Here is a 12,978-nt window from a genome sequence, read left to right as displayed (position 1 = left end):
GCCGAGCCCGCCCGGACACGCGTACAACCATGTGCGCTCATCGGGAAAGTAAACTGTCCGTCGGCCCACTCCGGGCCGCCGCCCCCACTCAGCTACGGGAAGTCGCCAACGTGTCGCTCACGATCGGAATCGTCGGTCTGCCGAATGTCGGCAAGTCGACCCTGTTCAACGCCCTGACCAAGAACGACGTACTGGCGGCCAACTACCCGTTCGCCACCATCGAGCCGAACATCGGCGTCGTCGGCGTCCCGGACCAGCGCCTCGGCGTCCTGGCCGGGATCTTCAAGTCGGAGCGCATCCTCCCCGCCACGGTCGACTTCGTCGACATCGCCGGCATCGTGCGCGGCGCCTCGGAGGGCGAGGGCCTGGGCAACAAGTTCCTCGCGAACATCCGCGAGTCGGACGCGATCTGCCAGGTCATCCGTGCCTTCAAGGACGAGAACGTCGTCCACGTCGACGGCAAGGTCTCGCCGAAGGACGACATCGAGACGATCAACACCGAGCTGATCCTCGCCGACCTCCAGTCCATCGAGAAGGCGGTCCCGCGCCTGACGAAGGAGTCCCGCCTCCAGAAGGACAAGGTCGCGGTCCTGGCGGCGGCCGAGAAGGCCCAGAAGATCCTGGAGAACGGCGACACCCTCTTCTCCCAGGGCATCACCAAGGGCACCGAGCAGGGCGACCTCCTCCACGAGCTCCACCTCCTGACGACGAAGCCGTTCCTGTACGTCTTCAACGTCGACGAGGACGAGCTGACGGACGACGCCTTCAAGGCCGAGCAGTCCGCCCTGGTCGCCCCGGCGGAGGCCATCTTCCTCAACGCCAAGCTGGAGGCGGACCTCGCCGAGCTGGACGACGAGGAAGCCCTGGAGCTCCTCCAGTCCGTCGGCCAGGACGAGCCGGGCCTGGCCACCCTCGGCCGCGTCGGCTTCGCCACCCTGGGCCTCCAGACCTACCTGACGGCCGGCCCGAAGGAAACCCGCGCCTGGACCATCAAGCAGGGCGCCACGGCCCCCGAGGCGGCCGGCGTGATCCACACCGACTTCCAGCGCGGCTTCATCAAGGCGGAGGTCATCTCCTTCGCGGACCTGGTCGAGTGCGGCTCGGTCGCGGAAGCCCGCGCGAAGGGCAAGGCCCGCATGGAGGGCAAGGACTACGTCATGCAGGACGGCGACGTGGTCGAGTTCCGCTTCAACGTCTGAGCGGATGAAATAGCACCACGTCGGTGACGTGGCAAACATGCAGGTCAGAAGGGGTCGGACTCTGTCGAGTCCGACCCCTTCGCCGTCACCGTGCTGGATGGGTGCTGGATATTCTGACGCGGGGTCAGCGGCAATCAGGTCTCGTAAACGGTAGACCTGTGTCCCACATGGACGACCCACACCACGAGCTCTCCGTTGTCGATCGTGTAGACGACCCGGTAGTCGCCGACTCGCAGCCGGCGGCGTTCCGGCTGCGACACGAGTGCGGTGGTGTTGAACCCGAGGGGATCGCTCTCCAGCTCGGTCAGCTTGGCCAGGATGCGCAGCGCCATGTCGCGAGGGATCTTCCGAAGCTCGGCCTGCGCCTCCGGTCGGAAGACGGTCCGGTACTCACTCACCGCGCGCCAGCGTCTCCCTCATGATGTCCTCGATCGGGATGCCGGGTGCCGGGTTGGCCATGCGCTCGTCGATGATCCGGTTGATCTCGCGCTCTTCCCACTCCTGGTACTTGCGCAGCACCTCGATGGAGACGACGGCGGCGACTTCCTTGCCCCGGCGCGTGATGACCGTGGGTACGTCGTCGCGGTCCGCACGCTCCACGACTTCCGCCAGGTGGGCGCGCACGTCGCGGATGGACTCTATGGGTAGCGGCTGCGTCATGCGCTCAAGCGTACCGAGTGTGCCATGTGTACACCACTCTCCCGTGGTGCTGGATGTGCTGGATGAACCCGCACCGTGCTGGATCGGTGCTGTATAGCCACTTTCAGAACCGCGTTTTCGCAGGTCGGAGCGCTGCGCTGAACGTTCCGCTTCAACGTCTGAGCGGATGAAATAACACCACGTCGGTGACGTGGCGGACATGCAGGTCAAAGGGGTTCGGCTCTTCGGAGTCGGACCCCTGACCGTTTCCCGTACCGGGGTGGTGCTGGGAAATGTGACCCCACGTCACCTCTCATCACCCCTGCTCACGCGTGGCCGTTTGCGTGGCGCTGCCAGTGCGTCGCGTGGGGCTGAAGGCGCTCGTGTCGCAGCTACGCCCCTGGCTGGCTCACCCTGCGTGAGCGGCGTGGGTAGTGGTACGTTATTAGGTACCACTTCAGGGGAGAGGTTAGGCCATGTCCATAACCGCGAGCGAAGCCCGCAGGGAACTCTTTCCGCTGATCAAGAAGGTCAACGAGAACCACGAGGCCATCGAGATCGTCTCGAAGCACGGCAATGCTGTGCTCGTCTCGGCAGAGGACTACGCGGCGCTGCGCGAGGGCTCGTACCTGCTGCGCTCTCCTGCGAACGCCCGCCGGCTCCTCAAGGCGTATGAGAACGCTCTGGCCCACGTCAACGTGTCGGAGCGCAAGCTGATCGATCCGGACTCGGCGGATGCGGGTGCGGGTGCCGCGTGAGGCTCGTCTTCGAGGATCAGGGCTGGGAGGACTACACGTCCTGGCTCAAGAACGACCGCAAGATGCTCGCTCGAATCAACAGGCTCATCGAGGACGTCAGGCGTGACCCGTTCTCAGGGATCGGCAAGCCCGAACCTTTGAAGTACCACCTGCCTGGCGCGTGGTCGCGGCGGATCGACGACGAGCACCGCCTCGTGTACTTGGTGACGGACTTGGAGATCGTCATCCTCGCGGCTCGATACCACTACTGACCGCTGAGGCGGGCGGGCGGTGCTAGGAGAGACTGCTCCGGAATCGACGTTCCGCTTCAACGGCTGAGCGGCTGCGATGACACCACGTCGCTGACGTGGCAGACATGCAGGTCGGAAGGGGGCGGGGGCTCTTTCGAGTCCGCCCCTTCATCAGGTCCCGTAGACAGTGGCCCGATGCCCACCCAGACCACCAGCTCTCCGTCGTCGATCGTGTAGACGACGCGGTAACCGCCGGCACGCAGACGGCGTCGCTCGGGCCGGGAGACGAGTGCGGTGGTGTTGAAGCCGAGAGGGTCGGTCTCCGACTCGGGCGCACGCAGCACATCGCGGATGGGCTCTCGGGGCAGTGGCTGCGTCATGCGCTCAACCGTACCGAGTGTCCCGTCTGTACATGATCGGAGTCAGGGGAGTGGCGAGGTCGCCTCGGCGGCGGCGAAAGGCCTGCGTGCGTCATCAAGGGCGTGCTATAGCTGATGACTTGCTGTGCGTGCCTGCGGCGCGACAGTGCATGGAGTCACGAGATCATCATCCCGCGTCTTCCAGGGGGAATCGGTGGACCCACAGATCGTCGCAGTCGCCGGTGCGGCCGGCTCCGCCATCGTCTCGGCGATGGCTACGGATGGCTGGCAGCGTGCGAGGGATGGTGTCGTAGGGCTCTGGCAACGGTTTCGACCCGAGTCCGCCGATTCCGTCCATGCGGATTTCGACGGACACCGAAGGGTGCTCGTCGACTCTCTCCGAGAAGGTGACGAAGCCACTCGCGCCGCACTGGTAGCGGCGTGGAACGGGCACTTTCTCGGACTGCTCGTCGCCCAGCCGGATGCTCTTGACGCCCTGAGGCAGCTCAACGCGGTGCTCGACCGGGAGAGCGTCGGCGGTTCCCGTCCGTCACTGACCATGACCGCCCATGCGAGCGGCAACGGGCAGGTGTACCAGGCCGGGCGTGATCAGAAGATCACGCGGTCGTGATGCCCCCCCAGCGCGAGGGGGAGACGAACGAGCCCTGGTCGATGTGGGCCGACGCTTCCGATGCCTCCCAAGTGCATCAGGCGGGTCGAGATCAACACTTCGTCCATCACCATTACCACTTCGACCCAGCGGTACCCCGCTTCCACGAGGCGGCTCAGGACGATGACGACGACGAGTACGTCTTCTACATGGGCCCCTGGCACGTCCCCGTCACGGTTCTGCTCTACCTGCTTGCCCCCGTCCCACTGCTCGTAGGCGGTACCAGCCTGCAGCTTGTCTTCGAAGCCGAGCCCGGACCTTCCGTGTGGTGGCTGATGGTCTACACGGCATGCGCCGTGATGGTTGGTGTGGCCCTTGAGGTCGTCCTGCTGAACAAGGCTCTGCTCCGCAGCCCATGGAGCTTCAGCACCGACACGTACGTCAGGGCCCTTCACGGATCGGTCGCCGCCGGCCTCTTCATCTATTCCTTGATCCGGTCCCCCGATGAAGCCGGAAGTGTCGGACGCCTCGCCCTTGATTGTGCGGAGGTTCTGGGGCCGTTGTAGCAGCGGCTTTTCGAGTGATCGACCAGTAGGTATTTTGCAACGGTTCGACTGATCCACCGCGAGCTGAGGGGGCTGTTCGATGGGTGTGGCAGAGGCGCGGATCGAGGGGGTCGGGAGTGTTCTCGTGGTGCCTTCGGTGGTGCCGGGGGACGAGTTGGTCCGGGACTTTCTCGGGGCTCGGATCACCCCGGAGGAGTTGGCTTCCGGTGGGGTCGACCTCGCGGGGAAGACCGTCTACCTGGGTGGGGACGTGTCCCGGGTCAGCGGGCGGGCGCTGGAGGGGGCGGGGCGGGTGTTCGTCGTGCGGGAGCTGGCGCACGGGTACCGGGCGGGGGGTGGGGAGGGCTGGACCGTCGTCGGAGTCGGGCGGGTTCCGCTGCGGGTGCACGGGGCCGGGGTGTACTACCGCCGGTTCTTCCACCCCGACGCCGGGCACTTCGGGCGGATCCGTGCGGAGCACGCGTTCCAGTCCCTGACGGAGTCCACCAAGCCGGGGACGGCCCACCGCAGCGGGATCTACCTGACGCCGGTCGAGCGGAACGGCGACGAGCTGCACTTCCGCCTGCTGCGCTGCTCCACGAACCTGTCCGGCCCGACCGAGGGCTTCGGCCCGACGGACAGGGCGATCGTGGGAGCGCTGAACCGTGAGGCCGCCGCCGTCTTCAGGAACGCGGCGCCCCTGAACCACGTCCTCGCGCAGACCTACCACAACACCCGGGCCACGGCCGAGCGCAAGCAGTCCAAGGCCAGGATCTCGGCGCACGCCGACAAGACGAAGGACATGCCGGTCAACGGCATCATGGCCTTCTGCACCTTCTACGAGGGGCTGGAGAAGCTCCAGCCCCTGGCCCAGGACCCCTTCGACCACGGGGTGAAGGGCGTCAGCGGGCTGACCCGGCTCCGCTTCCGCCTCAAGGAGCAGCAGGGCGGTGCCGTGCTCCCCGCGCAGTTCACCGTGACCCTGCACCCCGGCTCCGTGTTCCTCATGCCGCTGTCCACCAACCGCCTGTACACGCACGAGATCCGGCCCGGCGCGCTGGACGCCGAGTCGCTGCCGACCCGCCTGGGGTACGTGGTGCGCTGTTCGGGCACGGAGGCGGTCCACAAGGACGGCCGGACGTTCTTGAAGGCGGGTGAGGAGCGGGTGGAGCTGGAGCCGCCGACGCCGGAGGGCATGGACGAGCTGCGCGGGCTGTACGCCGAGGAGAACCGGAGCTCGGCCTTCGTCGACTACGCCGGCCGGTTCCCCTTCAGCATGAACCAGGGAGATTACGTTGCCCCCCGCGTCTAGGCTTCCGGAGGGGGTCTCCTCGTACGCGGTGGAGGCCGAGGGGGACGTGTTCGCGGAGCTCTCCGCGGCGACCCGTTGGGAAGACGTGGGGAAGGGGCGGCGGGGCGCCGTGCTCGTACGGGTCGACGCGGAGGGCGGCGTCCCCCTCGTACGCACCACCACCCGGTACGGCAGCCCGGCGCAGCGCTTCCGGGCGGTGCACGAACGGCTGGCGGGGCGGGTGCGGGAGCGGGCGGGCCTGACGGCCGGCTTCGACAACGCCCTCGTCGAGCGCTACACGAACGCCTACAAGACCATGGGCAGCCATTGCGACCAGGCCCTCGACCTGGCCGACGGGTCGCACATCGCCGTCTTCTCGTGCTACCGGCGTGGCGGGGAGGGCCCGCCGAGGAAGCTGGTCTTCGAGCGGAAGGGGGCGCCCGACGGGGAGAGGTTCGAGGTGCCCCTCGTCCACAACGGCGTCGTCGTCTTCTCCGTCGCGTCGAACCGGCGGCTCAGGCACAGGATCGTCCTGGACGCGCCCGTCCCGGCGGAGGACGACGAATGGCTCGGCGTGACCTTCCGAACGTCGAAGACCCGCGTCCGGTTCCGCGACGGGGAGGCGTACCTCCCCGGGGGCGAGCGCCTGACGGAGGCGGACGAGGAACAGAGCCGCGAGTTCTACCGGCTCCGGCGCCGCGAGAACCAGGAAACGGACTTCGTCTACCCCCACCTGGCGTACACCGTCAGCGAGAGCGACCTGCTGCCGCCGGAGTGAGCCCGTCCAGGTCGAGCGGCATCGGTTCGAAGGCGGAGTCCTCCTCGCCCTCGACCGTGGGGAGGAAGCCGTCCGGGACGGTGCGGGCGGCCGGGTTGAGGGCGCGGGCGGTTTCGGGGGTCAGGGGGTGGCCCGCGAGGACGTGGCGGACGGCGTCGAGGGGGACCGGGCGCTCGTAGTAGTCCTCGAAGTGGGCCTGGACGGCCTCGGGGGAGCGGTCGGTGAGGAGCCGGAAGAGGCGGCCCGAGCCGTCGGGGTCGGCGCTGCCCGGGGGGAAGTCGATGGCCGACCCGGTCCGCCAGGCCGTGCCGCCGGTCTCCCACCACAGGCAGGCGGTGACCCGCGGGACGCCGAGGCCCTCGTCGACGAAGGCCGGGTCGTCCAGGAGCGGGCGCAGCGCGGCGGGCACCTCGTCGATGACACCGGGCCAGACCTGCTCGTCGTCCGTGCCGTACGGGCTCATCTCCGACTCGTGGTCGAAGCCGCGGACCAGCACGCCGGCCGGGGTGAACAGGACGGAGAAGTCGTCACCCGAGCCGTTGTCCATCAGGGCCGCCTCCGTCCCGGGCCCCCAGGTGGTGGAGAAGGAGTAGCGGGAGAACCGCGGGTCGCGGCCGATCGCCTGGTCCAGCACGGCCAGCGCGCGCAGGTGTGCGCGGAGCTCGGCGGGGTCCGGGAGGAGGGCGGCGGTCGTGTGCACGGTGTCCATGGGCCTCATGGAAGCACCCGGCACTGACACCCGAGGGTGCGGGTCGGTCACAGCCCCCGGACCGCGGCGACCGTGAAGGGGGTCGGGGTGCCCGTCGAGGGGGTCATCGGGCCGCCCTTGTCGAACTGGGAGCGGACCACCAGGGTGCGGGTCGGGGTGTGGGCCAGGGTGGTGGGGATCTGGAGGGCCGGGTCCGTGAGGGTGTGGAGCAGGCGGGCGTGGGTGCCGTCCGGGGTGAGCTGCCAGCGGGTCAGGGTGTTGGTGATGTTGTGGGCCGCCCGGAGGGTGCCGGTGGGGGAGAGGTCGAGGCCGTCGGCGGCCTTGAGGTCGCCGCCGGTGAGGGTGACCCGGCTGAGGGCCCCGGTGGCGAGGTCGACGCGGTGGAGCTCCCCGGCGGTCATGTCGACCGCGAGGAGGTAGCGGCCCGCCGCGTCGGAGGTGATGCCGTTGAGGGTGAACTTGCCGGGCGGCGGCGGGGTGACCTGCCGGCTCAGGTCGTAGCCGACCGTCAGGGCGCCCGAGCCGGCCCGCAGCTGGGCGGGGGTGACGCGGTAGACCACCGCGCGGACGCTGTCCGTCAGGTAGGCGGTGCCGTCCGGGGTGATGGTCAGGTCGTTGATGAAGTGCGGGACGGCCGGGTCGGCCTCGAAACGGGCCAGGCGGGTGCCCGTCGCCGTGTCGTACACCGCCACGCCGGCCGTGGAGTCGGTGACCCACAGGCGGCCCCGGGCGTCGACGCGCAGGCCGTTGGCGGTGTGCCGGCCGTCGGTGCCGGAGGGCAGGAAGACCTCGGCCGTCCGGGTGCCGGGACGGGCGCGGTAGACGGTGCCGTCCGCGTACGAGCCGACGTACACCGTGCCGGTGCGGGCGTCGGCGGCTATGCCCTCGGGGTAGACCTTCGCGCCGGGCAGCGTGAACGCCGTCGACACGCGGGCCGGGCTCGGGGCGGCGCCGGTGGTGAGTGCCGTGGTCACGGCCAGGAGGGCGGCGACGGGCAGGGCGGAGGAGAGCTTGCGCATGGATGTTCGCTTCCTTCTGGGCGGGTGGGTTCGAAGAGTAGTTAGAGGTCTAATGATTGGCAAGGGTCATAGGATGGCGCCATGACCTCCATGCCCCCCGAGGAGCGCATCGGTTCGCACGTCAAGCGCGCCGAACAGGCGCTGCTCGCGGCGAAGACCACCGCCTGCAAGCCGGCCGCGGTAACGGTTCCGCAGTACGCGGCCCTGCTCTGGCTCGCCGAGAAGCCGGGCATCTCCGCCGCGGCCCTGGCCCGGCTCTGCGGGGTCACCGCGCCGACGATGAACACCGTGCTGAAGAACCTCCACGAGCGCGGCCTCGTCGAGCGCACCCCGCACGAGTGGCACCGCAACGTGCTGGAGACCCGGCTCACCGCCGAAGGGCGCGCCGCGATGGAACGTGCCGACGCGGGCGCCGTGCGCGTGGAGACGGCGCTCGCCGCCGCCTTCACCGCGGAGGAACGCGAGCAGCTCATCGCCCTGCTGGGGCGGTGCGCGGAGGCCCTCGACGCCCTGAAGTGAGCGGCCCGCCATCCGAAGTTCCGCCCAAGTTTTTGCAGAAATTTGGAACGATCCGCAGAATTCGCTCATCAGGACTAACCAAGGGGAGTCCGCGCGCCGTCCCGTCCCGGGCCGGCCGAGACCGTTCGGAGCGAAGTTCGTGCATCAGTACCCTCAGCAGTCGTCCGGACAGGAGCCCGAACGGGCCGGGGGCCGCCGGAAGTCACGGCGCGCGGTGTGGATCGGCGCGGGCGTCGCCGCCGCGCTGCTCCTCGGCGGCGGGGGCTTCGCGGCATACAAGAACGAGTGGTTCGACGGCAACGGCCAGGCCGTCAGCTTCGGCAAGAACCACGCGCCCGCCACCCCCGGCAAGGACGGCAAGGACGGCAAGGACGGCGGCGGCTCCGGGAAGAAGGCCGCGAGCCCCTCCCCCTCGCCGACGCCCACCGGTGACCCGGACGTGCAGCTCCCCGCCGGCCCGAGGTCGGAGTTCAAGCAGACGACCAAGCTCGACGACGGCACGGTCATCGCCAAGACGCGCCTGGCCGGGGCCAAGTCCGGCTTCGAGGGGGACGTCTGGGTCTGGGCCCCGAAGGAGTACGACGACCCCAAGTACGCCAAGAGCGCCTTCCCGGTGCTCATCGCCCTGCCCGGCGGCAACGGCTTCCCCGCCAACTACTGGTCCGACCGCAGCCTCGGCCTCCAGAAGGCGATCAGCGAGGGGGTTCAGGCCGGGACCAGCCTGCCCTTCGTCGTGATCATGCCGGTGCTCAACCCGGACAACAAGTACTACTACGACGGGGCCGACATACCCGGCCAGCCCAAGATGGGCACCTGGATCGCCGAGGACGTCCCCGACTTCGTCCGCAAGAACTTCCGCACCTACAAGTCCCGCGACGGCTGGGCCTTCATGGGCTCCTCCTCCGGCGCCTTCGTCGGCATGAAGACGGTCCTGCAGTACCCGGACCGCTTCAAGGCGGTGATCGCCAGCGGGGGCGAGATCGTCCCGGACTCCCCGCTCTGGAAGGGCCACCAGGCGGAGATGGACGCGAACAACCCCGAGAAGCTGGCCGACAAGCTGATCAAGGCGGGCGGCCCGGACGTCTACATCAACTTCCAGGTCGGCACCAAGGAGTCCGGCAGGGACCGGATGGCGAAATTCGTCCAGGAGTACGGCAAGGGGCCCGTCAAGACGACCATCCGCGACATCCAGAACGGCGAGCACAACGGCTGGCACTACGTGCGCGGCATGAAGGAGGGCTCGCTGGAGTGGATCAGCAAGGTGCTGAAGGGCCCGAAGCCCGAAGCCGGCTGAGCCGGTCCGGGCCCGTCCGGGCCCCGTCCGGAGCCGTACCGCACAGACGTCCGCCACGTGGCCCTCGCCACGTCGCCCCGGTCCCAGGCAACCCCTACGGTCGTTGACACCTCTGTAGAAGCGAAAAGGGGGACCAATCGGTCCGACCCGCGCCCAACCAGGGCGCCGGAGAAGGAACGGGACACTTCCGTGCAGTATGACCAGCAAGACGGCCGCGACGGCGACGACGGCGGCCCCGCGCGGCGCCCGCGCAGGCGCCGGCTCCTGATCGGCGGCGGCCTCGCCCTCGTCCTCGCCGCCGGCGGCGGAGCGGGGTACGGGCTCGGCCTCTTCTCCGACATGGGGGACCCGGTCTCCTTCGGGAAGATCCAGGAGTCGGCGGCGGCCGAGGACATCCGCCCGGGCGTGCTGATGCCCACCGGCCCCAAGTCCGAGTTCGTCCGCACCAGCCGGCTCCCGGACGGCACCCAGATCGCGATGACCACCCTGACCGGCAAGAAGTCCGGTTTCACGGGTGACGTGTGGGTGTGGGTCCCCAAGGAGTACGACGACCCGAGGTACGCCAAGAGCGGCTTCCCCGTCCTGATCTCCCTGCCCGGCGGCCGCGGCTACCCCAAGAACTACTGGGGCACCGGCCCGGGCCTCGGCCTCCAGCAGGCCGTGATCGACGGGGTCAAGAAGGGCACCAGCCTCCCGTTCATCCTGGTCATGCCCGTGATCAACGCCGACACCAAGCACCACTACGACGGCTCCGACATCCCCGGCGAGCCCAAGATGGGCACCTGGATGGCCGATGACGTCCCCGATTTCACGAGGGCGAATTTCCGGACCTTCACCTCCCGCGACGGCTGGGCCTTCATGGGCTCCTCCTCGGGCGGCTTCGGTGCCTTCAAGCACGTCCTGAAGTACCCCGACCGGTTCAAGGCGGCCATCGCCAGCGGCGTCGACTTCGTCCCCGATTCCCCGCTGTGGAAGGGCAACCGGCAGGCGATGGACGAGAACAACCCCGAGAAGCTCGCCGAGCTGCTGATCGGGGAGGGCGGCCCGGACGTCTACATCAACTTCCAGATCGGAACCAAGGAGAGCGGCCGGGACCAGACCGAGAAATTCATGAAGGAGTACGGGAAGGGCCCCGTGCACACCCGGCTCCAGGTGATCCAGGATGGTGAGCACAACGGAAAATCGTATGTACGCGGTATGAGGGAGGGCTCCCTGGAGTGGATCAGCAAGGTGATGCAGGCACCCACACCCGACCCCGGCGTGCGATGAGCCAAATGGTGAAGGGGGCGGCGGCAGCGGCCGCCGCCGCGGGGGTCGTGGCGGTGGCCGCCGCCGTGCTCCTCGGGGCGTCCGGCGAGCGGCCGGTGCACCCCTTCCCCACCGTCGGCGTGCTCATGGCGAACGGAGAGCACTGGTGCACCGCGAGCGTGGTCGACAGCCCCCGGGGCAACGTCGTCGCGACCGCCGCGCACTGCGTGGCCCCGGCCGGTGAGGACGGCCGGCCCGGCGAGGCCGCGCACGACGGGCTGGCCATCGGCGAGCTCTCCTTCGCCCCCGCCTTCTCCGGCGAGGGCTCGGGCACCCAGCCCCTCGGGGTGTGGAAGGTCCGTTCGATCCACGTGGACGAGCGCTGGACGAAATGGGGCGACGAGACCGCCGACTTCGCCTTCCTCACCGTCGAGCCGGACGGGAACGGGCGCAGCCTCCAGCAGCGGGTCGGGCAGGGCGAGGCGCCCAAGCCGGACTGGACCTCCGGGTACGAGCGCGAGGTCACGGTCGTCGGCTACCCCGAGTCCGACCACAACCCGCAGAACAAGCCCGTCTCCTGCACCACCCAGACCCGCCACGACACCGACGACCCCGACATGCTCTACATCAGCTGCGCCGGCTTCTGGACCGGCACCAGCGGCAGCCCCTGGATCGCCGACCGCGGCGGCACCGGCCAGCCCGGACGGCTCATCGGGGTGCTCAGCGGCGGGGACACCGACGTGGACTCCACGGCCGCGCTGTACGACGAGAAGGCCAAGGCCCTCTACGAGGCGGCGGCCCGGGGCTGAGCCGGACCACCCGCCACCGCCCTCACTTGCGCCGTTCCGTACTGACGATCACGCCCACCGCCGCCACCACGATGGCACCGCCCAGCACGATCGGCAGGGTCAGCGGCTCGTCCAGGATCAGCCAGCCCAGCGCCACCGCCACCACCGGGTTGACGTACGCGTACGTGGCCACCAGCGACAGCGGAGCCGCCTGGAGCAGCCACGCGTACGCCGTGAACCCGACGACCGAACCGATCAGCACCAGGTAGCCCAGCGCCAGCCAGGAGGCGGTGGAGAAAGCGCCGGGATCCAGACCGCGCTGCTCGCCGCGCAGCAGGCCGACCGCCACCTGGGCGGCCCCGCCCCACAGCATCTGGTAGACGCTGCCCGTGAACGGGTTCCCCGGCAGCGGCAGCCGCCCGGCGGTGAAGGAGCCCAGCGCCCAGGTCACCGACCCGGCCACGACCAGCAGCACGCCCGACAGCCGGACCTCCCCGCTGAGCCCGGGGCTGGTCAGCACCGCCATCCCCGTGAGGCCCACCAGCACCCCGGCCAGGGTGCGCAGGGGCGGCCGGTCCCCGGTCACCGAACGCAGCACCACCACCCACATCGGCACCGCCGCCACCAGCAGCGCGGCCAGCCCCGAGGGCACGGAGGTCTCGGCCAGCACGACCAGGCCGTTGCCGCCGAGCACCAGCAGCAGACCGACCACCAGCGTCGACCCGAGCTGCGCGCGGGTGACGCGCAGCGCGGACGGCCCGTACCGCCAGGCGACGATCCCGGCCAGGACCAGGCCGGCGGACAGGAAGCGGGCACCGGCGGACAGGAACGGCGGCATGGTCTGCACGACGATCCGGATGCCGAGGTAGGTCGAGCCCCAGACGACGTACACGAGGCCGAGGGCCGTCCAGACGGCCCCGCCGGTCCCGCGCTGGGGGGTGGCGGGTGCCGCCGCCGGCTCCGCCGGTATCGAGGTGCTCATGGCCGGATCC

General features: G+C 69.5%; 16 protein-coding genes and 1 pseudogene. 11 read left to right on the top strand and 6 right to left on the bottom strand.

The window, feature by feature from the left end:
* The first annotated feature begins 110 nt into the window (after nt 1-110).
* Nucleotides 111-1,199 (top strand): redox-regulated ATPase YchF, encoded by a 1,089-nt coding sequence (ychF, locus tag ACFY0O_RS09355; protein WP_388944774.1) that lies wholly within the window; start codon nt 111-113, stop codon nt 1,197-1,199.
* A 134-nt stretch (nt 1,200-1,333) separates the two neighbouring features.
* Here the strand turns inward: ychF and ACFY0O_RS09350 are convergent, their stop codons facing one another.
* Nucleotides 1,334-1,597, bottom strand: a complete 264-nt coding sequence (locus ACFY0O_RS09350; RefSeq protein ID WP_099889685.1) for a type II toxin-antitoxin system RelE/ParE family toxin — start codon at nt 1,595-1,597, stop codon at nt 1,334-1,336.
* Entirely contained in the window at nt 1,590-1,859 is a 270-nt protein-coding gene (locus tag ACFY0O_RS09345) for a type II toxin-antitoxin system Phd/YefM family antitoxin (RefSeq protein ID WP_019434848.1), read from the bottom strand. The genes ACFY0O_RS09350 and ACFY0O_RS09345 overlap by 8 nt, the downstream gene beginning before the upstream one ends.
* A 455-nt stretch (nt 1,860-2,314) precedes the next feature.
* Here ACFY0O_RS09345 and ACFY0O_RS09340 point away from each other — a divergent pair, with 455 nt between their 5' ends.
* The gene (locus ACFY0O_RS09340) at nt 2,315-2,596 is read left to right on the top strand and encodes a type II toxin-antitoxin system Phd/YefM family antitoxin (protein ID WP_388944770.1); all 282 of its coding nucleotides are present in this window, start codon (nt 2,315-2,317) and stop codon (nt 2,594-2,596) included.
* Nucleotides 2,593-2,847, top strand: coding sequence for a Txe/YoeB family addiction module toxin (locus ACFY0O_RS09335; RefSeq protein WP_388944767.1), 255 nt, complete (start codon nt 2,593-2,595; stop codon nt 2,845-2,847). The genes ACFY0O_RS09340 and ACFY0O_RS09335 overlap by 4 nt, the downstream gene beginning before the upstream one ends.
* 150 nt (nt 2,848-2,997) lie before the next feature.
* Here the strand turns inward: ACFY0O_RS09335 and ACFY0O_RS09330 are convergent.
* Nucleotides 2,998-3,155: pseudogene (locus ACFY0O_RS09330) on the bottom strand (type II toxin-antitoxin system RelE/ParE family toxin); the annotation flags it as partial.
* Between the two features lie 244 nt (nt 3,156-3,399).
* On the opposite strand from ACFY0O_RS09330, the gene ACFY0O_RS09325 reads away from it, so the two are divergent.
* From ACFY0O_RS09325 to ACFY0O_RS09310, 4 genes are all read left to right on the top strand, one after another.
* Nucleotides 3,400-3,816, top strand: coding sequence for a hypothetical protein (locus ACFY0O_RS09325; protein ID WP_388944765.1), 417 nt, complete (start codon nt 3,400-3,402; stop codon nt 3,814-3,816).
* On the top strand, nt 3,813-4,361 hold the full coding sequence (locus tag ACFY0O_RS09320) for a hypothetical protein (protein WP_388944763.1): 549 nt from the start codon (nt 3,813-3,815) through the stop codon (nt 4,359-4,361). Before ACFY0O_RS09325 ends, ACFY0O_RS09320 begins: the two co-directional genes overlap by 4 nt.
* Nucleotides 4,362-4,440: 79 nt before the next feature.
* Nucleotides 4,441-5,652: a hypothetical protein gene (locus ACFY0O_RS09315; RefSeq protein WP_388944760.1), complete on the top strand. Its 1,212-nt coding sequence runs from the start codon at nt 4,441-4,443 to the stop codon at nt 5,650-5,652.
* Nucleotides 5,636-6,409, top strand: a complete 774-nt coding sequence (locus tag ACFY0O_RS09310; RefSeq protein WP_388944757.1) for a hypothetical protein — start codon at nt 5,636-5,638, stop codon at nt 6,407-6,409. The genes ACFY0O_RS09315 and ACFY0O_RS09310 overlap by 17 nt, the downstream gene beginning before the upstream one ends.
* Here the strand turns inward: ACFY0O_RS09310 and ACFY0O_RS09305 are convergent.
* Both ACFY0O_RS09305 and ACFY0O_RS09300 read right to left on the bottom strand, forming a co-directional pair.
* The gene (locus ACFY0O_RS09305; protein WP_388944755.1) at nt 6,378-7,118 is read right to left on the bottom strand and encodes a hypothetical protein; all 741 of its coding nucleotides are present in this window, start codon (nt 7,116-7,118) and stop codon (nt 6,378-6,380) included. The genes ACFY0O_RS09310 and ACFY0O_RS09305 overlap by 32 nt on opposite strands.
* 47 nt (nt 7,119-7,165) lie before the next feature.
* The gene (locus ACFY0O_RS09300; RefSeq protein WP_388944754.1) at nt 7,166-8,137 is read right to left on the bottom strand and encodes an SMP-30/gluconolactonase/LRE family protein; all 972 of its coding nucleotides are present in this window, start codon (nt 8,135-8,137) and stop codon (nt 7,166-7,168) included.
* An 81-nt stretch (nt 8,138-8,218) separates the two neighbouring features.
* Here ACFY0O_RS09300 and ACFY0O_RS09295 point away from each other — a divergent pair, with 81 nt between their 5' ends.
* The 4 genes from ACFY0O_RS09295 to ACFY0O_RS09280 all read left to right on the top strand — a co-directional run bounded on the left by ACFY0O_RS09295 (nt 8,219) and on the right by ACFY0O_RS09280 (nt 12,007).
* Nucleotides 8,219-8,656 (top strand): MarR family winged helix-turn-helix transcriptional regulator, encoded by a 438-nt coding sequence (locus ACFY0O_RS09295; protein WP_388944752.1) that lies wholly within the window; start codon nt 8,219-8,221, stop codon nt 8,654-8,656.
* 139 nt (nt 8,657-8,795) lie between these two features.
* On the top strand, nt 8,796-9,950 hold the full coding sequence (locus ACFY0O_RS09290; protein WP_388944749.1) for an alpha/beta hydrolase: 1,155 nt from the start codon (nt 8,796-8,798) through the stop codon (nt 9,948-9,950).
* A 189-nt stretch (nt 9,951-10,139) separates the two neighbouring features.
* On the top strand, nt 10,140-11,219 hold the full coding sequence (locus ACFY0O_RS09285; RefSeq protein ID WP_388944747.1) for an alpha/beta hydrolase: 1,080 nt from the start codon (nt 10,140-10,142) through the stop codon (nt 11,217-11,219).
* The gene (locus tag ACFY0O_RS09280; protein WP_388944744.1) at nt 11,216-12,007 is read left to right on the top strand and encodes a trypsin-like serine peptidase; all 792 of its coding nucleotides are present in this window, start codon (nt 11,216-11,218) and stop codon (nt 12,005-12,007) included. The genes ACFY0O_RS09285 and ACFY0O_RS09280 overlap by 4 nt, the downstream gene beginning before the upstream one ends.
* Before the next feature lie 22 nt (nt 12,008-12,029).
* Here the strand turns inward: ACFY0O_RS09280 and ACFY0O_RS09275 are convergent, their stop codons facing one another.
* Entirely contained in the window at nt 12,030-12,968 is a 939-nt protein-coding gene (locus tag ACFY0O_RS09275) for an EamA family transporter (protein WP_388944742.1), read from the bottom strand.
* Between the last annotated feature and the right edge of the window lie 10 nt (nt 12,969-12,978).

Source organism: Streptomyces sp. NPDC001594 (genome assembly GCF_042893675.1).
Taxonomy (GTDB): Bacteria; Actinomycetota; Actinomycetes; order Streptomycetales; family Streptomycetaceae; genus Streptomyces.
Note: the sequence above shows the minus strand (reverse complement) of the source record. Positions and strands in the feature narration are given on the sequence as shown.